Raw genomic sequence first — 22738 nt, forward strand, 5'->3', positions numbered from 1 at the left:
AGCCCCTCTTGACCCAGATCAAGTTGTCTTGGCTCAACCCGTCGTCTTATCCGGTGTCAACGGCGATCCCGGACATCAAACATTCAACTCGATGGAATTTGCGGCGGGCTGTTCCGCTTTGAGGTACGCCATGGTCGGGCGTCTTTTCGCCGCCTCCAAACCTGCGCCAGCATTGGCCTGCGTCGCCATTCTCGCGATTTGCGCGACGTTGTGGGCACATGCGGCGCATGCGGCCGGCGATCTCGCCAGCTATCTGCCGAAAGTCGCGCCGGGCGACTTCTTTTCGGGGGCGGACCGTTTCGGGCCGCCGCAGGGGGGCCCGCCGATTGTTCCCGTCTACCGCGGCGAGCAGTTGCAAGGATTCGTCTACCTCAATTCCGACTTCGCCAATGCGATCGGCTATTCAGGGAAGCCGATCCGGCTTCTGGTCGGAATCGATCCGACGGGAGTCATCGCCGGTCTCAAACTCGTCGAGCACAAGGAACCGATCGTGCTCGTGGGCATCCCGGAAAAACGCATTCTCGAGGCCGTCAACAAGCTGGTCGGCGTCGACATGGGAAGCGTCGCGCGCGGATCGACGCCGGCACCCCAGGTCGACATCGTCAGCGGCGCTACGGTAACCGTTCTGGTGATCGGCGACAGCATCGTTCGTTCCGCGACGAGGCTGATCAAGAGCGGTCGGCTCGGCACCCAAGGCAATGCGGCCACTAGCGCGACGCCGCAAGCGACGAAAGCTATCGATTCCGGCAAAAACGAGGTTCGCGACTGGCAGAGTCTCGTCGGTGACGGCTCGGTCCGGCGACTATTCCTCTCGGTTGCGGACATCAACAAGGCCTTCGAAAACACCGGCAACGCCGCCGCAGTCGCGCATCCGGAGGAAGGCGATCCGGACGACACGTTCATCGACCTGTATGTCGCCGACGTCGCCGTCCCCACGATCGGCCGCAGTCTTCTTGGGGACGAAGGCTTCAATCGGCTCGCCGGACGGCTGAAACCGGGTCAACAGGCGCTCGTCGTCGCCGGATCCGGGCGCTACTCGTTCAAGGGCGCCGCCTACGTCCGCGGGGGGATCTTCGACCGCATCGAACTGATCCAGGAGACCAACAGTGTCCGCTTCAGGGACCGCGATCACACCCGGCTTGGCAGCCTTGCGGCCGAGGGCACGCCCGACTTCCCGGAGATCGCGCTGTTTACGGTGCCGCCCGAGCTCGCGCTCGATCCGACCGAACCATGGGTGCTGCAGCTCCTGGTACAGCGCGTGGTTGGGGCGCGAGACAAGGCTCTGGTTACCTTCGATGTCGGCTATACGCTTCCCGACATCTACGTGAAACGCGAAGCGCCGCCAACGCAGCCTGCACAGGCTACACCTGCGACGTCGTCGGCACCCGCGGCTGCCGAGGCGCGCGAAGTCGGAACGCCGCCAGCCGCGTCCGACGAGGAACCGCTGTGGATGCGGATTTGGCGCGGCAATACCGTCAAAATCGGCTTCACCATGATGGCGCTGGGTGCGCTCACCCTGATCTTCTTTTTTCAGAACATCCTGGTCCGCCGTCCCGCCTTGTACGTTTGGGGCCGCCGGGCCTATCTGCTCTTCATCCTTGTCTGGTTGGGCTGGTACGCGAACGCGCAGCTTTCGGTCGTCAACGTCCTGACCTTTACCAACTCGCTGCTGACCGGTTTCAGTTGGGAGTATTTCCTCTCGGCACCGCTGATCTTCGTCCTCTGGGCCTCGATCGCGGCGGGACTGCTGTTCTGGGGACGCGGACCGTTCTGCGGCTGGCTCTGCCCGTTCGGCGCCCTGCAGGAACTTCTCAACAACGTCGCGCAGGCGCTCAAAGTCCCGCAGTACCGCGTTCCCTGGGGGCTTCACGAACGGCTTTGGCCGATCAAGTACATCATCTTCCTCGGCCTGTTCGGCATGTCGCTCTACTCTACCGCGTTCGCGGAGCAACTTGCCGAGGTCGAACCGTTCAAGACCTCGATCATCCTGAAATTCGCACGCGAGTGGCCGTTCGTCGTCTACGCGTTGACCCTGCTCGCAGTGGGACTCTTCGTCGAGCGCTTCTTCTGCCGCTACCTGTGTCCGCTTGGCGCGGCGCTGGCGATCCCCGGCCGCATCCGCATGTTCGAGTGGCTGCGGCGCTGGCCCGAATGCGGCTCGCCCTGTCAGCGGTGCGCCAACGAGTGTCCGGTCCAGGCGATTCATCCGGAAGGGCACATCAACGTCAACGAGTGCATCTACTGCATGCACTGTCAGGAACTCTATTTCGACGACCACCGCTGCCCGCACATGATCCAGGTGCGGCTGAAGCGGGAGAAGCGCCAGGCGCTGTCGTCATCTTCGATGCGCACAGGCGGCAAAGGTCCCGCGACCGTCATCACCGCCGGGGGAAAGCCCGTCGGTGCGCCACCTGTCGATGCCATCACTCCACCCGCAACCTGAAACCGAAGCCGAGGAGAACCATCATGAGTGACAACGAGAACGGAAAGGGTGTCAGCCGACGAACCCTGCTGGGGACCACGGCCGCCGCTGCCGGCATGGGCCTGGCGGGAGGAGCGGTGGTGACGAAGGATGGCAGCGGCCTCGTCTCGACCGCGGACGCGCAGACCAAGACGGCCGCACCGAAGGCGCCGGCGGCCCGGCCAGCGGTGCAGAAGACCGAAGTCGCGCCCGGCGAACTCGATGAATACTACGTGTTCTTCTCGAGCGGCCAGTCCGGCGAGATGCGGATCATCGGGCTCCCGTCGATGCGCGAACTGATGCGCGTTCCGGTGTTCAACCGCTGTAGCGCGACCGGTTGGGGCCAGACCAACGAAAGCCTGAAGGTCCTGACCGAAGGGATGCAGCCCGCAACCCGTGAATTCCTCAAGAATCGCGGCGGCACGTTCATGAACGGCGATCTGCACCATCCGCACGTCTCGTTCACGGACGGCACCTACGACGGCCGCTACGCCTTCATGAACGACAAGGCCAACAGCCGCGTGGCGCGGGTGCGGCTCGACATCATGAAGTGCGACAAGATCATCGAATTGCCGAACCAACACACGGTTCATGGCCTGCGACTGCAAAAGTATCCGCGCACCGGGTATGTGTACTGCAACGGCGAAGACGGCGTGCCGCTGCCGAACGACGGTAAAATTCTCGACAATCCAAAGGACTACCACTCCATCTTCACGGCGCTCGACGGCGACACGATGAAGGTGGCCTGGCAGGTGATCGTCAGCGGCAATCTCGACAACGTCGATTCCGACTATCAAGGCAAATATTGCTTCTCGACCTGCTACAACGGAGAGGAAGGCGTCACCCTGGCAGAAATGACTGCCAACGAGCAGGATTGGGTGGTCATCTTCAACCTCAAGCGGATCGAGGAAGCGGTCAAGAAGGGCGACTTCAAGGAAATGAACGGTGTGCCCGTAATCGACGGCCGGAAGGGCTCGGCCTACACGCGCTACGTTCCCGTCTCGAACAATCCACACGGCATGAACACCGCGCCCGATGGGATCCACATCGTCGCGGCCGGAAAGCTCTCGCCGACGGTGACGGTGATGGACGTGCGGCTGTTCGACCAATTGTTCGACGACAAGATCAAACCGCGCGACGTCGTCGTCGCGGAGCCGGAGCTCGGCCTCGGCCCGCTGCACACCGCCTACGACGGTAAGGGCAACGCCTACACCACGCTGTTCCTGGACAGCCAGGTCTGCAAATGGAACATCGAGCTCGCCAAACGCGCCTTCAAGGGCGAGAAGGTCGATCCTATCCTCCAGAAGCTCGACGTGCACTACCAGCCGGGCCACAACCATTCCTCAATGGGCCAGACTAAGGAGGCGGACGGAAAGTGGCTGATCTCGCTGAACAAGTTCTCCAAGGACCGCTTCCTCAACGTCGGTCCGCTGAAACCCGAGAACGACCAGCTCATCGACATTTCCGGCGACAAGATGATCCTGGTCCACGACGGCCCGAGCTTCGCCGAGCCGCATGACGCCACGATCGTCCACCGTTCCAAGATCAACCCGATCTCGATCTTTGACCGAGCGGATCCGATGTTTGCGGATGCGGTCAAGCAGGCCAAGGCCGACGGCATCAACCTCGAGGCCGATTCCAAGCTCATTCGGGATGGCAACAAGGTGCGTGTCTATATGACGTCGACCGCGCCCGCCTATGGGCTCGAACAATTCCAGGTCAAACAAGGCGACGAGGTCACCGTATTCATCACCAATATCGATGCGGTCGAAGACCTGACGCATGGATTCTGCATCGTCAACTACGGCATCCAGATGGAGATCGCGCCGATGGCGACCGCGTCGGTGACCTTCATGGCCGATAAACCGGGCGTCTATTGGTACTACTGCTCCTGGTTCTGCCACGCCATGCACATGGAGATGAAGGGCCGCATGTTCGTCGAACCGAAATCGGTCTGATCGGGAGCGGCCCTGTGCGTCTGCTCTCACGAATGCTTCCGGCGGCGCTCGTCGCCGCCGGACTATCGGGCTTCGCCGCTGCGGAGACGCTGACGGCTGCGCCAGACCGGCCGCTGCAGGAGCTATTGGACCGTGCGCGCGCCGGCGACGTCGTCGAACTTGCTCCGGGCGAATACCGCGGCGCAATCCGGATCGATCGACCTCTGGTGTTGACTGGAGGCCCAGACGCGGTGCTCGACGGCGTCGGCGACGGCAACGTCGTCACGGTAAGCGCGCCGGACGTTACCGTTCGCGGCGTGACTGTCCGGGGATCGGGACGCGATCTCCAGGCGATGAACTCCGGAATCTTCCTGCAAAAGACCGCCGAACGGGCGGCGATCGAGAACAACCGTTTGGTGGGAAACCTGTTCGGCGTTTACGTGCACGGGGCACAGGGCTCGCGGGTCGTCCGCAACGTGATCGAAGGACTGCGTGGCGGGCGTCTCAGCGAGGCGGGCAACGGCGTCTCGCTCTGGAATGCGCCTGACGTCACCATTGCGGACAACACGTTCCGCTACGGCCGTGACGGCATCTTCACGATTTCCAGCCGGAAGGACCGCTTCGTCAACAATCGCTTCGAGCGGGTCCGCTTCGCGGTCCACTATATGTACACCAACGACAGCGAAGTCAGCGGCAACGTTTCTGTCGGCAACCATGTCGGCTACGCCATCATGTATTCGAACCGGCTGGTGATCCGCGGCAACATCTCCGATCACGATCGCGACCACGGGCTCCTATTCAACTACGCGAACTATGCCGAGATCGACGGCAACAGAGTGACGGGAGGGCCCTTGGGTACCATCGTGGGCAAGGCGGAGGAGAGCCCTGACGACGAACTAGGCATGAGTCCGGACGTGAAACGAGAGCAAGCTCTCCGGAGCGGTCCGGAAAAATGCGTGTTCATCTACAACACCAACCACAACAAATTCCGCAACAACTGGTTCGAAGGCTGTGCCATCGGTGTGCACTTCACTGCGGGCTCCGAAGGTAACGAGATCACTGGCAACGCCTTCGTCAACAACGCCAACCAAGTGAAATACGTCGGTACGCGGCACCTGGACTGGTCAACCGGCGGACGCGGCAACTACTGGAGCGACAATCCGGCCTTCGACCTCAATGGGGATGGCATTGCCGACACGGCATACCGGCCGAACGACCTCATCGATCGCGTGCTCTGGACAGCGCCGGCTGCGAAGCTCCTCATCAACAGTCCCGCCGTGCAGGTGATCCGCTGGGCGCAGGCTCAATTTCCGGCGTTGCTGCCAGGCGGCGTGATCGACAGCCACCCGCTCATGTCCCCGCCCGCGCGCCATCCGGCCGAGGAGGCGCGGCGATGAAAACGGTGCGCATCTCCGACGTCATCAAGGACTACGGCCGCGTCAAAGCGGTCCGCGGAGCTTCGTTCGAGCTGGGCCAAGGCGAACTCGTGGCGCTGATCGGCCACAATGGCGCGGGCAAAACCACGCTGATGAAGCTGATGCTCGGACTGATCCGTCCAACCGGCGGGTCGATCGAGGTGCTCGGCGACAATCCGGCGGCAGGGCAATTCGCCGGCCGCCGACAGCTCGGCTACCTTCCGGAGAATGTCTCGTTCGATACCGCCCTTACCGGGCGCGAGACCCTGGCCTTTTACGCGCGGCTCAAGCGGGAACCGGTTGCCAGCGCGCTGAAGCTTCTCGACACCGTGGGCCTAGGTGACGCCTCCCAGCGGCGGGTCGGCACCTATTCCAAAGGCATGCGCCAGCGCCTGGGGCTTGCACAGGCGCTCATCGGGCATCCGCGCGTGCTGCTGCTGGACGAGCCCACGACAGGACTGGATCCGGAGCTACGCCAGACTTTCTATGAGGTTATCCAGCGGCTCGCGACCGAGGGCACCACGGTTCTCTTGTCGTCCCACGCCTTGACCGAACTCGAAGAACGCGCAGGCCGCGTGATCATCATGAATCGCGGCGTCAAGGTCGCCGATGGATCGATCGAGAAGTTACGCAACGTCGCGCGATTGCCGACCAGGATACGGCTGAAGGTCGCTGGACTTGCACCCTCCGCACTACCGACGTGGTTGCCAAGCGATGCAGCCTGTCGGCGCCTCAATGGTCATATCGTCGAGATCGATGCTGCGCCGGAGCAGAAGATCAGCTTGCTCCACAGGGCCACGGCGGCAGGAAGCTCGGTCGAGGACATCGATGTGATCGCGCCGACGTTGGACGAGCTCTACGCGCATTTCTTGCGAGAGGCGGAGAAGACGACATGAATGCGCTGATCATCGCACGCAAGGAGATCCACACGGCGGTTCGGAACCGTTGGGTGCTGGCATCCACGCTGCTGCTCGCCGGACTGGCATTGTCGCTGACATTCCTCGGCAGCGCCCCGACCGGCACCGTCGGCGTGCGTGCGCTGGACGTGGTGATCGTCAGCCTCTCAAGTCTCACCATCTTCCTGATTCCGCTGATCGCGCTGCTGATCTCGCACGATGCCATCGTCGGCGACATGGAGCGCGGGACCATGCTCCTTTTGCTCGGCTACCCGGTTGCCCGCTGGCAGGTTCTCCTCGGCAAGTTCATCGGCCATCTGGCGGTGCTCGCGTTCGCGACCTGTCTTGGCTACGGGATAGCCGCTGCGGCCCTGATCGCCACCGGAAGCCGGATCGATTCCGACAGCCTTGCGGCCTTCGCCGCGATGATCGGCTCCTCCGTGCTCCTCGGCGCGGTATTCGTCGCGATCGGCTATCTCGTCAGCGCAACGGTGCGCGATCGCGGCACGGCCGCCGGCATCTGCATCGGCCTGTGGCTCCTTCTGGTCCTGATCTACGACATGGCACTGCTCGGCGTCCTCGCCGTGGATCAGGGCCGCAGCATCTCGGCGGCCGCCGTCGATGCGATGCTCCTGCTGAACCCGACCGACGTCTACCGGTTGTTCAACCTGACCGGCTTCGCGAATGTCAGCGGCTTCGCGGGCATGGCCGGCCTCGCTCAGAGCACGACATTGTCCGCCCAAGTGCTCTTGATGGCGCTGCTGGTCTGGACGTTCGTGCCGCTGGGACTTGCTGCGGCCGCTTTTTCGCGAAGGGAATTATGAGACGCCTCGCCTTGACGTTCCTGGGTCTGCTCGCACTCGCTGGCTGCGGCGAGAAGCAGGCCGCGCAACCGCCAACGCCTCACAAGATGACGGCTGAGGTGATCGGTCACTACTGCGGCATGAACGTGCTCGAGCACTCGGGCCCGAAGGGGCAGATCTTCGTGGCCAGTCTGATCGAGCCGGTCTGGTTCTCTTCGGTGCGTGACACCATCGCCTTCACTGTGCTGCCGGATGAGCCGAAGGACATTCAGGCGATCTACGTGTCCGACATGGCCAAGGCGCCGAGCTGGGACAAGCCCGGCGCCGACAACTGGGTCGAGGCCCGCAAGGCGCTGTTCGTGATCGGCAGTCGCGTCAAGGGCGGCATGGGCGGCGACGAGGCCGTGCCGTTCTCGGACCGAACCGCCGCCGAGAAGTTTGTCGGAGAAAACGGGGGCAGAATCGTCGCCTTCGATCACGTACCTCGGGATTACGTCCTGACGTCTACGGGCGCTCAGGGAGGCGCTAGGCCCGACGACGAGGCCAACCTGCAACGCCGACCGAGCGATTGAGGAGAACCAGATGACAGGAGGCAGGATCTCCCGCCGACGCTTTATCCGGATCACCGCCGCAGCGGCAGGTCTCGGACTTCTCTCCTCGGGACGCCCTGCCCGCGCCGGCACGGCGCCCGTCATCTGGCGCGGAACGATGCTGGGCGCGGTCGCGACCATGGAGGTCCACCACGACGACGGGGCCGAAGCGGAGCGCCTGGTCTCGATGGCGTGCGCGGAAGCTCGGCGGATGGAACGACTGTTCAGCCTCTACCTGAAGGAATCCGCGCTCGTCGAGTTGAACCGGACCGGAATCCTGGTGGATCCCGCCGCCGAGATGGTCGACTTGCTGACGATCTCGCAACACTATGCCAAACTGACCGGCGGACACTTCGATGTCACCGTGCAACCGCTCTGGGACCTCTACGCCGGCCACTTCGCCCGCGAGGATGCGGATCCGGCCGGCCCGCCGCCCGCGGCAATCCAAGCCGCGCTCGCGCGCGTCGATTGCGGCCGCCTGTCGGTCCGCCGCGACCGGATTGTGATGCCGCGCGGCATGGCCGTGACTCTGAACGGGATCGCGCAAGGCTACGTGACGGACAAGGTCGTCGACCTGCTGCGAGCCTACGGCATCGCCCACAGCTTGGTCGACATGGGCGAGACCCGAGCCATCGGCTCTCGTCCGGACGGACACCCCTGGGAAGTCGGCGTTGCCGATCCGAACGCTGCGGGGCGCACTGAAACGGTGCTTCCGGTGGTCGACCGCGCCGTATCGACATCGGGAGCCTATGGCTTCCGGTTCGAACCACAGGGGCGCTTCAATCATCTTTTCGATCCCCGGACCGGCGGCTGCGCCGGGCGCTACCGCAGCGTCACGACCGTGTCCCGCACCGCGACCGCGGCCGATGCTTTGTCGACCGCCTTCAGCCTGATGCCGGAGGAGCGCATCCGCTCGCTGCTGCCCCACGTAGATATCGAGCGCGTGCATCTCATCGACGCCGCGGGCAAGTCTTCCGAAATCGTTGCCTGATGAGTTGGTTGTCCTTTTGGATTTTTGCGCGGATTGAAAGTGAGGACTTCCAAGCGCCGCGCGCCATGTCAAGCGGCACGCCGGTCGTGTCGCGGTGCGAGATCCGGACACAGCACGAGTTTGCCCTCGAGACCCCCCGCCTCGAGGCGACGGTGAGCCTCGGCGACCTCGCCGAAGGAGATCCGCTCGGCGACGCGCGGCCGGATGGCGCGAGTTGCCAAAAGCCCGAACAGCCGCTCCAAGTCCTCCTTGAACCAGGTCGGATGTCGTGCCCGCATCGCATTGACCGAATAAAAGCGGACGCGCTTGCCGCCGGGCAGCAATCTCCACAGGTAAAGACGCGCGACCTCCATCAAAATGGGGAGCATGCGGCGCTGTGCCTGCACGCTCGCCGAGAAGCCGATGGCGCAGAGCAGGCCGCCTGGCTTGAGCGCAGCGTAGGAGCGGCGATAGCCATCTTCGCCAACGCCGTCGATGATGACGTCGAACCCGCCCGGCAGGACCCGCGTGAAGTCCTCATGCTGGTAGTCGATCGGCGTTGCCCCTAGCTCTCGGACGAGCCCTATGTGCTCGCCGCGCGCGGTGCCCCAGAGCTCGAGGCGAGCCAGCCTTCCAAGCTCGAGCAGCGCCTGGCCGACGGCGCCGGCGGCGCCGTGCACCAGCACGCGCTGGCCTGGCTGCACCCGGGCCGCGCGGTGCAGAAGCTGGTACGCGGTCGTCCAGCTCAAGATCAGGGTGGCCGCCTCCGCCGCGTCTACGTCTAAAGGCACGCGGGCCACGTCGTTTGCCCGAAGCGTACGATAGTCGACGTTTGACCCGACCACAGTCATGTCGGCTACGCGGTCGCCAATCTGAAAATCGTGCACGCCGTCGCCGAGCTGATCGATTACCCCGACGACGTCGTAGCCCATGACGAACGGCGGGCGGAGGCGCATCGTTTGCGGGTATAGGTGGCGCCTGATCAACACCTCGGTGTAATTGAGGCTTGACGCGATTACACGGACCCGCACCTCTCCCCGACCAGCGGTCGGCAGGGGAGCGTCTATCACCTCCAGCCTCTCCGGATCACCGAAGCTGCTAACTTGAACTACTCGATTGCGCAGCTCTATCATGGGTGATCCCCCTGTAATCTCGCAATTCGACGCAAGGACAGGCTCCATGCCGCAGCTATTTTGCGATCATATCGCTACGTGACAGAGAATATTGCTGACCTGAGGTTCAGTCTTGATCTGGCTCAAATCGGCAGGCCCGACGTTGTCGGACTAGGTGGCCGTTCGCGAAAACGTTCTTCTTAGATCCGCCTAATAGAGGCGTTCAGCTTCATCGTGATCGACACGAGCCTGGATGGTCTCCGGCCTGTCGGCCGAAGCAGCGGCTATTGAGTGGGAGCCTTGACTGCAGCGGCTTCCGTGATATGCCCTTCTGGGACATCTGGGTCGGGCAAACATCCGCTTTGCGCCAGCAAATTCTGCGCGAAAGCGTGCTGATGACCAACTTCGGCTGGCGACGTCCTCTCAGAGCATCTGGGAAAGCTACAGAATGAATCCGTCCAGATCAAAGCGGTCCCCTTGCGCTTCAAAATCTCAAGCGTGGTCCCGGAGGGTTGCTGCGAACGAGAGATCGATGAGCATCACCGTATTTGCGTTAGTAATGGAGCCGCGAAATTTCGATGCGCTCGTTAGGCAACGCGATGCCCAACAGTGGAAGAATGTATTTGTCGAGCATGGCAAAGTCGAATTCGACACAGTAGCCGATCGCGAACTACTAAGATTCCGAGTAGCGGTGGGCGTTGCCGAAGGCGCGGGAGGCCATAGCGAGCAAAGGCGTCGTAGCGCTTGGCAACGCTGAGGAGCCAAAGGACGTTCTGACGAGCTAGGACAATGGCCACTTTGCGCCGGCAGCCGCTTAAGGCCTGAGGCTCTCTACTCATGGTGCGTCTCGCTGCGCAATCCTGCTTCCGTCGGCAATTCGATCGCTTGGATGTACAGCGACCTGATCCCCCGCAGCCAGTCCAGACACCACCTCGGCGAACCGATTGTTGCGGTGACCGATCTGAACTAGCTTGGCGCGCGCACGGCCGTTCTCATCGGCAAAAACAGCCCACCGATCACCCTTTCGGAATAGGGCGCTTATCGGCACGGTCAGGACCTCCTGAGCGCTCCAAGTGGTGACGTGGACGACGACGCGGTAGTCGTGACCTAGCTGCGACCAGGCCTGCGGCGGGTCGTTGAAATCGATGGTCACCCGGACCCGCTGCTCCTCGATGCCGAGCGCGGAGACCTTCAGGAAGCCGGCGGGGTCCACACGCACCACGTTACCCGTGATCGGCGCCCCGCCCCAGCCGTCGATCCGGACCGGCGCGCCCACCTTGATCTGGACGGCGTCGGTCGAGAGCAGGTCCGCCACGACCTCCAGATCAAGAGGGTTGCCAATGTCGACCAGCGGCGTCCCGGGCAGGACCGTCGCCTCGCTGTCCTGGGCGATCTTAAGAACCTGTCCGCTCGCCGGCGCGAGCACCCGGACGCAGCACGTCGGCTCCGCCGACGGCGCGGCGTTGGCCGGATCCATCAGCCGGGCCGCAAAGCTGGTACGCACCGCGCGACGCATGTCGACCTGAGCCTTCGCGCTCGCCAAGGCGGCCTCGTTGGTGGCCACGTCGAACTTCGCCTTGTCGAAAGCCTGGGCCGAGATGGTCTGCGTCCGCGAAAGCGCCTGGGCCCGCTGGAATTCGGTCCGGGAGAAGTCCAGCGCGGCTTCGATCCGCTGCACCTCGGCTTCCTGTTGCTGGATGGCGGCATCCGCAGCCAAGACTTCGGCTTGGAGCTGATCGCGCGAACGCACGTCGATGAAGCCCGGCAGCGTCGGCTGCATCAGGGCGACGACTGTCTGATTGGCGACGACCTCGTCGCCGACGTGAAGCGAAGGACCCTGCTCGCCGAGCGGATGCGAAATCCTGAGGACCTTTCCTGCGATCGGCGCCGAGACCGTGTAGACGTGGCGGACATGCGTCTTGCCGTCGTCATCCGCCGTGACTTCGATCGGGCCCTTCGCGACAGTCGCGAGGTCCACCAGAACTGGCCGCGGCCAAGCGAACCAAGCCAGTCCTCCCGCGATCGCGGCCATCGCCAATGCGCCGATGATACGTTTGGTCCACTTTGCCGGCATGGCTAGTCTCGCGTCTTGAGGACCGCGACGAGGTCCAGTTTGTCGATGCGTTCGCGGATGACCGCTGCGGAGGTGATGGCCGCCAGCACCACGACGGAGGTGGCGATGACATAGGTCGAATGTTCGACGACGAGGCGGACGCGCATCAGTTCGCCAGCCAGGTTCGTCTTCATGACCCACGCGAGCCCGTAGCCCATCGCCCAGCCGGGCGGCTGGGCGATCAGCGTCAGGATGGCGAGCTCGAGCAGCAGGATCCGCAGCACTTCGCCGCGCGTGAAGCCCAGCACCCGCAGGCTGGCCAATTCCCGCGCCCGTTCGGAGAGCGAGATCCGAGCATTGTTGTAGACGACGCCGAACGCTATCACTGCGGCGAGTCCGGTGTAGATGCTCGCCATCGTGGTGACGAGCAGCGCGACGGTCTTGCGGAAGTTCGCCAGCGACACGCGCTGCAGCGCCACGCCGCCGACCGTCGGCATGGACTTCACCGCCGCGTAGAAGTCCTCCTTCCGGTTCTCGTCGAGGCTGAGGTTCACGCTGTTGACGACGGGCGCCTCGCGCATCAGCTTCCGGAGCGCCTCGATGTCCATCATTCCCCTGATCCCGAAATAGTCCTCGACGGTGTCCACGATCGGCATCGTCACGGTGCGGCGGGCACCCTCCAGCAAATCGAGCTCGACGGTATCGCCGGCCCCCACCCCGAGGATGTGACCGAGCATGCTGGAGATCGCAAGGCCCGTTTCCGGAAGCATCACCGGCCGGAGGTCGGCGTCGATGATGCGCCTGAGATCGCCATCGGCCGGTCGGCCGCTGATCGTGATCCGCCGTTCTATGTTGCCATGGCGAATCCGGACGGGCACCTCGCGGAGCGGCTCGGTCGCGAGAACGCCAGGAAGCCGGTTCACCTGCTCCACCACGTTCTCGATCCGCTTCTCGGAAAAGCCGATGGTCGCGTCCTGCCGGTCGGCGAGGAAGTAGGTTACGTCGATCAGTTGTTCCATCGTGTCCCGCGTGAACAGCGAGACGACCAGAATCGCTGTGGCCAGCGCCATCCCAAGCGCCGTGAACGCGGCCCGGACGGGGTGCCGCGCGATGTTGCGGATCATCATGAGCGTCGGCTGTGACACGATTTGATCGAGCTGGATGCTGGCCGGCAGCAGCCGCCGATAGACCGGCGGGGCCGGCGGTTGCATGGCGACGGCTGGCGGCAGCTTCACCACGTCGCGCAGCGCCCGCAGTGCGCCGATCGCGGCGGCGACCGCGCTAAGCGCGCCCGCGGTTACGTACAGGTCCGGCGCCCTCGCGAACACCAGGAACGGGAAGTGGAAAAAGTCGCCGAACAGCGCGGTGACGCGCAATCCGAGCCAAGTGCCGGCGACGCCGCCCAGGATGATTCCGATCACGACGATTAGCGCCACGAACTTGAAATAGTGCAGCACGATGCTGCCATCAGCATAGCCCAGCGCCTTCAGGAGGCCGATCTGCTCGCGCTCCAGCGCGACCAGCCGGCTCAGGGTGAGATTGACAAGGAACGCGGCCACCAGCAGAAAGATCGGCGGCAGCGTGCGGCTCATGTTGTTGAGCATGTCGAGCTCATGATCGAGCCAGGCGTGCGAGGTCTGGTCCTTGCGGCCGTGGGCCGCCTGCCCGCCGTACGGGTCGAGCAAGACGTCGAGCCGCGCGATCACCTCGCGCTCGGATGCGCCGGACTGCAGCTTGACCGACACCGCCGAGAAAGCACCGTCGAGATCGTAGACGCCGGCAAGCGCCTTTTCCGACATCCATACGATCGCGTAGCGGCGGTCATCCGGCATCAGGTCGCCCGGCCCGACAGTGTAGATGAACTCGGGTGACAGCGCGATGCCGACGATGACGAGCTCGCGCTTGGTGCCGTTCAGGATGGCCGAGAACCGCGCCCCCTCCGAGAAGGCGTGCGCTCGAGCGAACGGCTCGTTGACGACGATCTCTTCGGTCCGTCCGGCTTCCGGAAGGCGTCCGGAACGCATATAGAGCCGATTGAGACGCGGCTCGCCGTTGTCGGGCAGCGAAACGAACTGCCCGCTGGCGGGCTCTGAGAAGCCGGGAATGTCCAGCAGCGCCGGCTTGGCGATGCGGATGTCGACGGCGGCCACGCCGGGTATCTCGCCTATCCTGTCGCCGAGCGCCTTGGGCGCCCGCTTCGCCTGAGCGAACACGTCGCCGAAGCCATAGCGTTCGTAGTACGCGATCCGCGTCTCTTCCAGGGAGCGATGCGATCCGACCGCGAGCACCAGCGTCGCGACGCCCCCTCCGACGACCAGCGCCACGGCGAGCACCTGCGCCCACAGCCGCCTGACGTCCCGAAACAGCTTGATGTTGAGCGCGGTCATGTCGTCACCAGGTGAGCTCGGCCGCTTCCCGCCGGGTCTCGTTCTTCTGGATCCTGGAGATCCGGCCGTCGGCGAAGAACAGCACCCGATCGGCCACTTCCCGGATGCTGGCGTTGTGCGTGATGATGACCGTCGTGGTGCCGACCTGCCGGTTCACCCCGAGCAGCGCCTCAATGACGCGAATGCCGGTCTTCGAGTCCAGCGCACCGGTCGGCTCGTCGCAGAGCAGTACCGCCGGGCGCTTTGCGATCGCGCGAGCGATGGCGATCCGCTGCTGCTCGCCGCCGGATAGCTGGGCGGGAAAGTGATGCATCCGCTCTTCGAGGCCGACCAACGCGAGGGCGTCGGTGGGAAGCATCGGGTCCTTGGCCACTTCGGTGACCAGCGCGACATTTTCGTAGGCGGTGAGGCTCGGCACCAGATTGTAGAACTGGAAAACGAAGCCGACGTGATCGCGGCGGTACTTGGTGAGCTCGCGATCCTCGAGATCCGTCAGGTCGAGATCGCGGAAGAACAGCCTGCCGCTGGTCGGCCGGTCGAGACCGCCCATGATGTTGAGCAGTGTCGTCTTGCCGCTTCCGGAGGGCCCGAGCAGCACGACCACTTCCTTCTCGCCGATCTCGAGATCCACCTCGTTGAGCGCATGCACCCTCACCTCGCCCGTGTCATAGGTCTTGGTCAGATGCTTTACCGTGAAGACAGGCTGGGTCATCGGCTTCCTTTCGAGCCGCTGCCTTCCTGCGCCGAAATCAGCCGTGCCGATAACCGCGCGGAGGGGCCTGTCCGAACAGGCGGCTCAGGTGCGGAATGAATGCCGGCACGTCCGCCGCGTACTTCGCGTAGGCCTCGCCGAACTCGGACCGCGCGTCACGTTCCTCGTCACGCGCCAACTTCACGTATGACAGTCAGCACGGGAAACATCGCCAGCGTGAGAATCGTCGGCCACTGTACCAGGAAGCCGAGCATGACCAGGATGAAGCCGACGTACTGCGGGTGCCGAACGTAGCTGTAGGGCCCGGTGGTCGCGAGGCTGCGGGTCTGCTGTGCGTCGTACAGCACCCTCCAGGCAGCGGAGATCAGAACGAAGCCGGCCCCGATGAAAATGAAGCTCATGATGTGGAATGGTCCGGCGTGCGGGTTGGTCTTCCAGCCAAACATCATCTCGAGCAGGTGGCCGGCATCATGGGAGAACCAGTCGACATTCGGGTAGTGCGACTGCAGCCAGCCCGACAGAAAGTAGATGGTGAGCGGGAAGCCGTACATTTCCACGAATAGCGCCACCAGAAACGCGCTGAAGGCGCCGAACGAGCGCCAGTCGCGCGAAGTCTGCGGCTTGAAGAAGCTGTAGGCGAACAGGATGAAGACCACGGAATTGACGACGACCAGACTCCAGAGTCCGTAGTCGGGCGCGGTATCGCTCATGGATTCCTCCGTTCGGCTCCGCCGCCGTGATGGTGCCCGTGTCGTCCATGCATGAAGAAGTGCATCAGCGGACAGGCGAGTACCGGCAGCCATACCAGCAATCCGAGCACGTGTGCCCTGTGCTCAGTGAACAGCAGAGCGCTCGCGACAGGTGCGAAGCCGGCGAACACCAGCCTGATGCGGGTATTCGTGGACATGCCTCGCGCATGCCCCTCGCTTTCGGCGCGATCCTGGAGGCTCATCCAAATTGCTCCTTCGGTTGCCAGTCTAAGCGAGACCGCTGAAGCGAACTTGATTCAAGTCAACGAGAGGTACAGTTGAGATTTCGGACGACGCGCTCGCCTCAGGCATGGGGCGACGAAACAGCGCTCCCAAAATGCGAGCCCTGACGCATCTAAACGCCAACTCAGCAGACTTAAGCCTAATGGCCTACCGATCGACAGAGCGTTCCGTTACTGCGGACCAGCGCTCCTGGTGCCGTGCATGAACATCAGCATCTCCTCCATAGTGAGCTTGCCATCTTTGCTGCTGTCCATCGCCTTGAAAATCCGCTCGTGGGCGACCTGGAACTCCGCCGATGAGATAGTCCCATCGCCATCGGCGTCCATCAGCGCGAAAATCATGCGGAACATGATCGCGGGGCCCTTCGTGTCCCCACCCATCATGCCGCGCCCCATCATACCTCGGCCCATCATACCTCCTCCCATCATATCTCCGCCGCTCTTCATGCCCTGACGCTCGCCAGCCTGGCCTACGGAGGGTGCCGGTTGCGTGATAGGCGGTACTTGGTCCGCTCCGGGATGATGGGTCTCATGATCGGCTGGAGATTGAGCGAATGCGGGACAGCTAAGGGCCGTCAAGAGCAGCGCTGCAGCAATGGTTGGGCGTCGCATGGATCGTACTCCGGTGTTGGTGTGAGGTAGCGATGGTGCCGAATTGCTCCGAGTTCAGCTTGAGGCAAATCAACTCGCGCTATGCGGGGAAGTCCGCTGCAGTGCACCAGCCATCGCAAACGCTTGAGTTGTTGATGCAGCTCAACGGCGTCCGACGCGAGTCGGCATTGCATATCATTCAGAAAGGAGAACCGGCCATGATTGCAAGAATGCTAATATCCGTCACCGCCGCAATTTCGCTGATCGCGATTCCGGCCGTTGCGCAGACCACCGACAAGGAACAGAGCGGCCACCACTATCAGGGTGGCCCCAAGACCGAAGTGCCCCATCACATGGGCAAGAAGGATACGGTCGGCGTGTCTCGGCAAAAAGCGTCCGGAGGACATCACTATACAGGCGGCGCCGGAACGTCGACACCCCACCACATGGGCGACAAGAAAGCCCAATGATCGGTCGCGCCCCTCAACGAGTGCCGTAGGAGCAAAGAGCTCGAAAATATACCGCTTCGGCGAGGACCGGCGCGATCTCGATCCGTCCCGAGTGGCGCGCCGAACTCGTCGATGCTGCGATATCGCTGAGCTGTCCCAGGAATCCGCGCCGATCCTGCCGGTGTTCAGGGCGTTGGGCAAACAATGTGTCGCATGGCCATTGAGCACGACGCGATCGCCAAAACGATCCTGCAGCGCAGTGTCGGCGCCCATTCAGAACCGGGAGCGGCGCGGAGCAGCTCGCTGCTGACCGCGTCGAATTTCGCCCTCACTGGAAGCCCGCTTTGGCGGTCGACGATGCGGGCCTTGAAGACCCCGTCGTCGAGCTCGACGCTCCGGATATCGTAGCCGAGAGTGTCGATCTTCTGTTTAAGCCGCCCCAGCAGTATTTCCCGGTTACGCGAGGTCCGGTGAAGGGACGTATCGGCGTGGTCTGCCAGCGCGGCTCCGCTAGAAGCGGCGAACAGAGCGATAGCAGCGAGAATGATGGGCTTGCGCATTGTCGGTCTCCCGTTTCGGTGGCGCACCCTCGGTTCGCTTGGTCATCTTGGCTATTTTGACGACAGGCGTTCGTGCTTTCGAGTGCGCCTTCAATTCCTTGATATCGGCAGCAGTCCACTCGCGGCGAATTACCTTTTTCTTCTTAGCCAATGCGGCGCTCCTTCAACGTTGAGGGCGCGGTCTAACACGTGGCGCGGTGTGTGCAAACCTGTGCCGTCCAGAGCGGGACGTCGGATCTAACCCGCGCGCGGCGGACGCGACTGCAGCGGTCAAGCGGATGGCTCGTCCTGATTCAGTGCATCCACAAAGCGCGCGTGTAGAGTCATCTCATGCTTCGATCCATCAAGCAGAACACGAAGGCGGTGGCGCGTTCCGCCAGATCCGAGAACAACGCCATGTCGGCCGGCCATTCTGGGCCCCGCCGCTGCGTTCACGATGATCCGTTGCCCTTTCACTAGCTCGTTTTTGACGAGTGTGAGGTCCAGCAAGTTCGGTAGGTTGCGTCTGTTTGGTTGAGTCATGGTGGAAATTTCTCAATTGGAGAAGTCTTGCTTTTGTCGAATTTTTGGCACTACCTTATTTTTTTTAATGATGGAGATGTAGCGTGGCTATGGGGACAGTGAAGTGGTTCAACCCAACCAAGGGTTATGGATTTATACAGCCTTACAACGGCGGCAAGGACGTCTTTGTCCATATCTCGGCAGTTGAGAAAGCTGGTTTCAGCTCTCTCGCGGAGGGAGCCAAGGTTAGCTTCGACGTCGTGAACAATCGCGGCAAAGACTCGGCGGAAAATCTACGAATAGGTTGAGCCCTTTCAAACCGCGACGTGACGGTTTCAAGTCGTCGTTTGGGCCTATCGTCGAATATCCTCTGATTTCCTCATCGGCCATCCTAGCCTGGTTCGCTGGGGATTCGAATGATGAGCGAGGAAGAAGCTGATCGCTATCGAACCGAAGCTGAGGAATGCCGCCGATTGGCTGAGAAGGCCATCAAACAATCGGACAAGGAAGCTTGGTTAAGGCTTGCTGCAGATTGGCTGAAGCTGGCCGAAGGTGCCGCGCCTCACTGCTAACTTAGGCCTTAGGCTCGTCCGGAAAATCGAAGCTGAAAATAATGAGTGCGAAAGCTCCGACGATCAGGAGTGCAACGCATAGCGCCGCGATTCCGTAGGGCCACACTGCTGATCTCAGCTGGGAGAAAACGAAACCGACGCGCCGAGTATGATGGCGCGCCGACTCCGCCATGCTGAACCCGGACAGGGGCAACTCGTCCGGTGATGACAGCGTAACCGGGAAGGCGAGCGGCGCAATCGAAGCCTGCAATTAAGCTTGAGGGGTAGGGTAAATTAAGATGAACCTCATCGCACAAGCGCCGCTCCGATCGAATGCCGAAGCAGTAACCGATCAGGAGCATCCGGATCATCAGTTCGGGATCGATCGAAGGCCGGCCGATGCTACTGTAGAAAGGCGCCAGGTCCTGCCTGATCTCTTGCAGATCGACGAACCTGTCGACCGACCTCAGCAGGTGGTCGGCGGGAATATGCTTCTCGAGCGAGAAATCATAGAACAACGCAGCCTGATCGACTTGCCGATGCCCCATCATGACCTTCAGTCCTGCCAATTAGACAGACTGAATCACTGATATCTCATCCAGCAGGCTGATCACGAAATTGACGATCGGAGCGACCTCGCTTTCCACTCGACCGTCGATGCCCTGGTTCCTCTGGGTGGCCACGAACCTGGTCAGCACCTCGGACATCTTCAGTCGGACATACTTGGTGGATTGCACCGTGGCGTGATGGACGGGCGCGAGCGGCGCCTCCGTTCCGAAGTGGCGGGTTGCCATCTCCGGCGGCGGCAACACCATGGCCTGGCTGGCGAGCGCATACTCCAAGCGCTTCTGCTCCAACTGCCCCTCGACAGACTTGGACTTTTCGATCGCCTTGGATGCACGGCTGTTCTCGCGCACCAGCGTGACGAAGTGTTCGTCCCATCCGGGCACCACGTCATTCGGTTTGAGAGACAAGCCGCGCACGGTCCATTGGGCAACAAAGGCCATATCCTGAAACGCCCGGCGTTCCACGATATCAGCTTCATCACGCACGGGCTCGACCGCCAGGGCCTGCAAGCGTGGCCACAACGCTTGCAGCACCTCCCTCGGATCCTCGGCCGCCTTGACGCTCATCATCCAGCTCGCAATTCGGGCTGCCCCCCGGACGGCGACCTTTTGGTCCGACGTCTGTAGGCTTATCCGAAAAGCTGACTTGGATCCCACCGCCAGGCAAGGCGGCAGGCGCGCTCTAAACAGGTATCTGCCGTCCCGGCGGGAAAGATAAGCGTGGCGAGCCATCTTCAAGACCGTGTCCAGTGTGAGGGACACAGGTCGCGCCGCCGCGACAAGATACGGCTGAAACCATTGAAATATCTGTAGAATTTTGGGAGTTGGTAGCTACCCTAGGTGTGGTAGCGGGAGAGGGACTCGAACCCCCGACCCCAGGATTATGATTCCCGGGCTTTGAGCTTCGTCAATTGTCGAAGGCCATTGCCGATCCAAGTCTCGGCCGCCGACGGTTAGAATTTAAGCTGAACGCTTTGCTCGAGAGGGCTGCGAAAACGGCGCAACCGTTTTCTTGATGACCCACGGAAGCAACCGGACCTCATGCGGCTGCAAGTGAGCCGTCACCTCTGGAAGCATCATGACAAACTGCAGGAGGGTCGCGATTTCGTGCGGCTCGCAATACCGCTCGTCGGTCTCGCCGTCGCCACCATGCCCAAGCAGGTCGGAACGACCTTCCTTCGCCACCAGCTTCTTCTTCAGCTGTGCGCCAAAGAGATGCCGTACGGCATGCGCGCCCAAACCCTTCTCGGTCACGCCTGCGGCTTCGAGGACCGACTTGAAATCCTTGTAAAAGCGATCACCCATCGGAGAACTGGTCGACGGCGAGAAGAGATCCGGAAACAGAAGACGATAACCGAGCGCCTTGATGGCCTCGACGTAGGCAAGGAAATTCAGCCGCAACACCTCCGGGTGGAGCGGGATGTTACGTTGGGATTGCGCGTTCTTGATCCGCCGCTGCTCATTCTTGGCGATATGGAGATAGGGGATATCGCCATTGTCGGTGATGACATCGTCGACCATCAAGCCGCACAACTCCTCCCGGCGACAGCCGGTGTAGAAGATGAGCATCGGAACGAAGTAGAGCGCGCAATGAAAGACCAGGCTCTGCCCCTCAGGTCCGGGCTTATCCAGAGCGTCCCAGGCCGCGCAATTGTTGAAGACGGGCGCATGAAAGATCGCCGCCGCCTTCTCCAGCGGCAGCTTGGCGCGCGCGTTGCGGGCACGCCCCTTCTTGCCCTTGGCGCGAAGCTTGGTCAGGTCGATCCCCGCAAGGGCGGTCGCGCTGCGCGCGGCGGCAAAGTTGAAGACCTGTCCCAGATTTCCCAGATGCCGATTGAGGGTATCGCCGGTAATTCCGCGCTTGCTCTTGTCATGGGTCAGGGCAACCGCGCGCAGTTCCCCGATGCTGCGGCCTTCATCGGCGGATGATTTGCCGTAGTGCACGTAGATGTCGAGATTCAGGAAGTCGACGAAGGCCGCCACATGCGCCTTGTCCACCGAATGCAGATCCTCGACATGCTGGTCCTGCAGCATGAACTTGACGAACAGCCTGCTGATGTTGCGGACCTGCCGCTGAGTCTTGCCGTCCCAATGCTCCTGCTTGGCGTTTGCGGCGATGAGCTTTTCGGTGAAATCCTCAAAGCTCGCCATCGGGAGGCCCGCGCTCGCCAATAGGGTTTCCTGCTTCGGTGGGTCGCGCGGTGGATCGTTATCGCGCACCACTGCCACAGCCGGGGGCGGCGCCGGTGGATCGTTTTGCGCAAGGACCATCCGGTCGACAAAGCCGGCGTCCTCGACCCGGTTGCTGCCGTAGCGGCGATCGACGCTGGCAAGAGCCAGCTTCAAACCGCGATAGTAAATGCCTTGGGCAATGTCGAGGTTCATGGCCGTCGGCACCGCCTCGACGTCATCGAGCAGTCGGCGCAGCACATGTTGCTTGGTCGGGACCAGCTTGTTCGTCCGCAGCAAACAGAGGTGCTGCCACACGTCGTTGATGTCAGAGGCGCTGAACCCGTCTGCGACCATCTGATCGTAGTCCTCCCGTCGCAGGTAAGCAGCCGGGCCTTGCGCATCCAGGAGTGCGTAGGTCCAGAAGGCCTTCTTGTCATCCAAACGCGCCTGTTGAACGTCGAAGTCCGGATTGCGTTTGGCGGCAAACGCAACGCGCTCCAGCCTGCCGAGATGATTAGTCACCACGGCACGCAGCATTGTCTCAATTTGAGACGAAGACAGATCGAGAGTGTCGCGCTCAGCGAGCATCGCTGCATCTTCCAGGATCAGATCGAGTTGAACGGCCAGGCGCCGCGCCGTCGCGCGGCTGGTCGTCTTCAAGCTCAGAAAAAGATGCGGACGAGAAAAGAAACTGGCAAGCGGTCGCGGTGGACGGCGGCGCCAGTAATACACAGCATTCCTCCGGAAAATATGCGCAGCCATGGGGCACGACACCTGTGCAGCAGTAATGTGTCGCAGCGCTGTGCAGCAGCGCCCCAGCCAGGCCGGATTTGTCAGTGATTTCAGGGGAAGCGGGGCGTCTGGCTGGGGCGGGAGGGATCGAACCTCCGAATGGCGGAATCAAAATCAGTTCGACTATCTAGTTATTTCAAGGTGCATTTGGAAAAAATGACTGAATTCGCCTTTAGCGATATCAATTGCTTAGCAGGCGTTTCCAAATAAGGAAGCGCCTCGTCTGGGA

Annotated in this window: 21 protein-coding genes and 3 pseudogenes; 11 read left to right on the forward strand and 13 right to left on the reverse strand. The window is 62.3% G+C overall.

The window, feature by feature from the left end:
- The first annotated feature begins 130 nt into the window (after positions 1 to 130).
- Genes ACKWRH_RS34060 through ACKWRH_RS34090 form a run of 7 tightly spaced genes read left to right on the forward strand, consistent with a single transcriptional unit; the run spans position 131 to position 9093 of the window.
- Complete coding sequence (locus tag ACKWRH_RS34060; protein ID WP_445222522.1) at positions 131 to 2443, forward strand: 4Fe-4S binding protein; 2313 nt, start codon at positions 131 to 133, stop codon at positions 2441 to 2443.
- A 23-nt stretch (positions 2444 to 2466) separates the two neighbouring features.
- Positions 2467 to 4419 carry a TAT-dependent nitrous-oxide reductase gene (gene nosZ, locus ACKWRH_RS34065; protein WP_445217095.1) on the forward strand — a complete coding sequence of 651 codons (1953 nt, stop codon included), beginning with the start codon at positions 2467 to 2469 and terminating at the stop codon, positions 4417 to 4419.
- A 32-nt stretch (positions 4420 to 4451) separates the two neighbouring features.
- Positions 4452 to 5795 (forward strand): nitrous oxide reductase family maturation protein NosD, encoded by a 1344-nt coding sequence (locus ACKWRH_RS34070; protein ID WP_445222523.1) that lies wholly within the window; start codon positions 4452 to 4454, stop codon positions 5793 to 5795.
- Complete coding sequence (locus ACKWRH_RS34075; RefSeq protein WP_445217096.1) at positions 5792 to 6709, forward strand: ABC transporter ATP-binding protein; 918 nt, start codon at positions 5792 to 5794, stop codon at positions 6707 to 6709. Before ACKWRH_RS34070 ends, ACKWRH_RS34075 begins: the two co-directional genes overlap by 4 nt.
- A complete protein-coding gene (locus ACKWRH_RS34080) occupies positions 6706 to 7533 on the forward strand; it encodes an ABC transporter permease subunit (protein WP_445217097.1) in 828 nt (275 codons plus the stop codon). Before ACKWRH_RS34075 ends, ACKWRH_RS34080 begins: the two co-directional genes overlap by 4 nt.
- Entirely contained in the window at positions 7530 to 8084 is a 555-nt protein-coding gene (locus tag ACKWRH_RS34085; RefSeq protein ID WP_445217098.1) for a nitrous oxide reductase accessory protein NosL, read from the forward strand. Before ACKWRH_RS34080 ends, ACKWRH_RS34085 begins: the two co-directional genes overlap by 4 nt.
- 10 nt (positions 8085 to 8094) lie before the next feature.
- On the forward strand, positions 8095 to 9093 hold the full coding sequence (locus ACKWRH_RS34090; RefSeq protein ID WP_445217099.1) for an FAD:protein FMN transferase: 999 nt from the start codon (positions 8095 to 8097) through the stop codon (positions 9091 to 9093).
- 68 nt (positions 9094 to 9161) lie between these two features.
- Here the strand turns inward: ACKWRH_RS34090 and ACKWRH_RS34095 are convergent, their stop codons facing one another.
- A complete protein-coding gene (locus ACKWRH_RS34095; RefSeq protein ID WP_445217100.1) occupies positions 9162 to 10205 on the reverse strand; it encodes a medium chain dehydrogenase/reductase family protein in 1044 nt (347 codons plus the stop codon).
- 511 nt (positions 10206 to 10716) lie between these two features.
- Here ACKWRH_RS34095 and ACKWRH_RS34100 point away from each other — a divergent pair.
- Entirely contained in the window at positions 10717 to 10941 is a 225-nt protein-coding gene (locus ACKWRH_RS34100) for a hypothetical protein (protein ID WP_445217101.1), read from the forward strand.
- 78 nt (positions 10942 to 11019) lie between these two features.
- On the opposite strand, the gene ACKWRH_RS34105 is transcribed toward ACKWRH_RS34100, so the two are convergent.
- The 6 genes and pseudogenes from ACKWRH_RS34105 to ACKWRH_RS34130 all read right to left on the reverse strand — a co-directional run bounded on the left by ACKWRH_RS34105 (position 11020) and on the right by ACKWRH_RS34130 (position 16774).
- The gene (locus ACKWRH_RS34105) at positions 11020 to 12258 is read right to left on the reverse strand and encodes an efflux RND transporter periplasmic adaptor subunit (RefSeq protein WP_445217102.1); all 1239 of its coding nucleotides are present in this window, start codon (positions 12256 to 12258) and stop codon (positions 11020 to 11022) included.
- Positions 12259 to 12260: 2 nt separating this feature from the next.
- On the reverse strand, positions 12261 to 14624 hold the full coding sequence (locus tag ACKWRH_RS34110) for an ABC transporter permease (RefSeq protein WP_445217103.1): 2364 nt from the start codon (positions 14622 to 14624) through the stop codon (positions 12261 to 12263).
- Between the two features lie 4 nt (positions 14625 to 14628).
- Positions 14629 to 15336 carry an ABC transporter ATP-binding protein gene (locus ACKWRH_RS34115; protein WP_445217104.1) on the reverse strand — a complete coding sequence of 236 codons (708 nt, stop codon included), beginning with the start codon at positions 15334 to 15336 and terminating at the stop codon, positions 14629 to 14631.
- A gap of 37 nt (positions 15337 to 15373) precedes the next feature.
- A pseudogene (locus ACKWRH_RS34120) lies at positions 15374 to 16046 on the reverse strand (methyltransferase family protein).
- Positions 16043 to 16288 carry a DUF2933 domain-containing protein gene (locus ACKWRH_RS34125; RefSeq protein ID WP_445217105.1) on the reverse strand — a complete coding sequence of 82 codons (246 nt, stop codon included), beginning with the start codon at positions 16286 to 16288 and terminating at the stop codon, positions 16043 to 16045. Before ACKWRH_RS34125 ends, ACKWRH_RS34120 begins: the two are co-directional and overlap by 4 nt.
- A gap of 210 nt (positions 16289 to 16498) precedes the next feature.
- On the reverse strand, positions 16499 to 16774 hold the full coding sequence (locus ACKWRH_RS34130; RefSeq protein ID WP_445217106.1) for a hypothetical protein: 276 nt from the start codon (positions 16772 to 16774) through the stop codon (positions 16499 to 16501).
- Between the two features lie 299 nt (positions 16775 to 17073).
- Here ACKWRH_RS34130 and ACKWRH_RS34135 point away from each other — a divergent pair, with 299 nt between their 5' ends.
- Positions 17074 to 17388 carry a hypothetical protein gene (locus ACKWRH_RS34135; RefSeq protein ID WP_445217107.1) on the forward strand — a complete coding sequence of 105 codons (315 nt, stop codon included), beginning with the start codon at positions 17074 to 17076 and terminating at the stop codon, positions 17386 to 17388.
- Between the two features lie 164 nt (positions 17389 to 17552).
- On the opposite strand, the gene ACKWRH_RS34140 is transcribed toward ACKWRH_RS34135, so the two are convergent.
- Both ACKWRH_RS34140 and ACKWRH_RS34145 read right to left on the reverse strand, forming a co-directional pair.
- Complete coding sequence (locus tag ACKWRH_RS34140; protein ID WP_445217108.1) at positions 17553 to 17927, reverse strand: PepSY domain-containing protein; 375 nt, start codon at positions 17925 to 17927, stop codon at positions 17553 to 17555.
- Positions 17878 to 18078 (reverse strand): hypothetical protein, encoded by a 201-nt coding sequence (locus tag ACKWRH_RS34145; protein ID WP_445217109.1) that lies wholly within the window; start codon positions 18076 to 18078, stop codon positions 17878 to 17880. The genes ACKWRH_RS34140 and ACKWRH_RS34145 overlap by 50 nt, the downstream gene beginning before the upstream one ends.
- Before the next feature lie 454 nt (positions 18079 to 18532).
- On the opposite strand from ACKWRH_RS34145, the gene ACKWRH_RS34150 reads away from it, so the two are divergent.
- Together ACKWRH_RS34150 and ACKWRH_RS34155 are read left to right on the forward strand one after the other, a co-directional pair.
- Positions 18533 to 18736, forward strand: coding sequence for a cold-shock protein (locus ACKWRH_RS34150; RefSeq protein WP_445217110.1), 204 nt, complete (start codon positions 18533 to 18535; stop codon positions 18734 to 18736).
- A gap of 108 nt (positions 18737 to 18844) precedes the next feature.
- Complete coding sequence (locus tag ACKWRH_RS34155) at positions 18845 to 19000, forward strand: hypothetical protein (protein ID WP_445217111.1); 156 nt, start codon at positions 18845 to 18847, stop codon at positions 18998 to 19000.
- Between the two features lie 263 nt (positions 19001 to 19263).
- Here ACKWRH_RS34155 and ACKWRH_RS34160 read toward each other — a convergent pair.
- From ACKWRH_RS34160 to ACKWRH_RS34175, 4 genes and pseudogenes are all read right to left on the reverse strand, one after another.
- Positions 19264 to 19530 (reverse strand): annotated as a pseudogene (locus tag ACKWRH_RS34160) (transposase); the annotation flags it as partial.
- Positions 19531 to 19548: 18 nt separating this feature from the next.
- Positions 19549 to 20115, reverse strand: a complete 567-nt coding sequence (locus ACKWRH_RS34165; RefSeq protein ID WP_445222636.1) for a hypothetical protein — start codon at positions 20113 to 20115, stop codon at positions 19549 to 19551.
- Positions 20116 to 20181: 66 nt separating this feature from the next.
- Positions 20182 to 20277, reverse strand: a pseudogene (locus ACKWRH_RS34170) (hypothetical protein); the annotation flags it as partial.
- A gap of 228 nt (positions 20278 to 20505) precedes the next feature.
- The gene (locus ACKWRH_RS34175) at positions 20506 to 22479 is read right to left on the reverse strand and encodes a DUF6538 domain-containing protein (RefSeq protein WP_445217112.1); all 1974 of its coding nucleotides are present in this window, start codon (positions 22477 to 22479) and stop codon (positions 20506 to 20508) included.
- Positions 22480 to 22738: the final 259 nt, after the last annotated feature.

Source organism: Bradyrhizobium sp. Pa8, assembly GCF_052588265.1.

Bases quoted from the DNA above. Each gene is read 5' to 3' on its own strand.
- ACKWRH_RS34085 (WP_445217098.1), top strand. From the start codon at position 7,530: ATGAGACGCCTCGCCTTGACGTTCCTGGGTCTGCTCGCACTCGCTGGC.
- ACKWRH_RS34110 (WP_445217103.1), bottom strand. From the start codon at position 14,624: ATGACCGCGCTCAACATCAAGCTGTTTCGGGACGTCAGGCGGCTGTGG.
- ACKWRH_RS34165 (WP_445222636.1), bottom strand. From the start codon at position 20,115: ATGATGAGCGTCAAGGCGGCCGAGGATCCGAGGGAGGTGCTGCAAGCG.
- ACKWRH_RS34100 (WP_445217101.1), top strand. From the start codon at position 10,717: ATGAGCATCACCGTATTTGCGTTAGTAATGGAGCCGCGAAATTTCGAT.
- ACKWRH_RS34080 (WP_445217097.1), top strand. From the start codon at position 6,706: ATGAATGCGCTGATCATCGCACGCAAGGAGATCCACACGGCGGTTCGG.
- ACKWRH_RS34095 (WP_445217100.1), bottom strand. From the start codon at position 10,205: ATGATAGAGCTGCGCAATCGAGTAGTTCAAGTTAGCAGCTTCGGTGAT.
- ACKWRH_RS34070 (WP_445222523.1), top strand. From the start codon at position 4,452: ATGCTTCCGGCGGCGCTCGTCGCCGCCGGACTATCGGGCTTCGCCGCT.
- ACKWRH_RS34135 (WP_445217107.1), top strand. From the start codon at position 17,074: ATGCAGCTCAACGGCGTCCGACGCGAGTCGGCATTGCATATCATTCAG.
- ACKWRH_RS34105 (WP_445217102.1), bottom strand. From the start codon at position 12,258: ATGCCGGCAAAGTGGACCAAACGTATCATCGGCGCATTGGCGATGGCC.
- nosZ (WP_445217095.1), top strand. From the start codon at position 2,467: ATGAGTGACAACGAGAACGGAAAGGGTGTCAGCCGACGAACCCTGCTG.
- ACKWRH_RS34060 (WP_445222522.1), top strand. From the start codon at position 131: ATGGTCGGGCGTCTTTTCGCCGCCTCCAAACCTGCGCCAGCATTGGCC.
- ACKWRH_RS34140 (WP_445217108.1), bottom strand. From the start codon at position 17,927: ATGCGCAAGCCCATCATTCTCGCTGCTATCGCTCTGTTCGCCGCTTCT.
- ACKWRH_RS34125 (WP_445217105.1), bottom strand. From the start codon at position 16,288: ATGAGCCTCCAGGATCGCGCCGAAAGCGAGGGGCATGCGCGAGGCATG.
- ACKWRH_RS34155 (WP_445217111.1), top strand. From the start codon at position 18,845: ATGATGAGCGAGGAAGAAGCTGATCGCTATCGAACCGAAGCTGAGGAA.
- ACKWRH_RS34090 (WP_445217099.1), top strand. From the start codon at position 8,095: ATGACAGGAGGCAGGATCTCCCGCCGACGCTTTATCCGGATCACCGCC.
- ACKWRH_RS34130 (WP_445217106.1), bottom strand. From the start codon at position 16,774: ATGAAGAGCGGCGGAGATATGATGGGAGGAGGTATGATGGGCCGAGGT.
- ACKWRH_RS34115 (WP_445217104.1), bottom strand. From the start codon at position 15,336: ATGACCCAGCCTGTCTTCACGGTAAAGCATCTGACCAAGACCTATGAC.
- ACKWRH_RS34075 (WP_445217096.1), top strand. From the start codon at position 5,792: ATGAAAACGGTGCGCATCTCCGACGTCATCAAGGACTACGGCCGCGTC.
- ACKWRH_RS34175 (WP_445217112.1), bottom strand. From the start codon at position 22,479: ATGGCTGCGCATATTTTCCGGAGGAATGCTGTGTATTACTGGCGCCGC.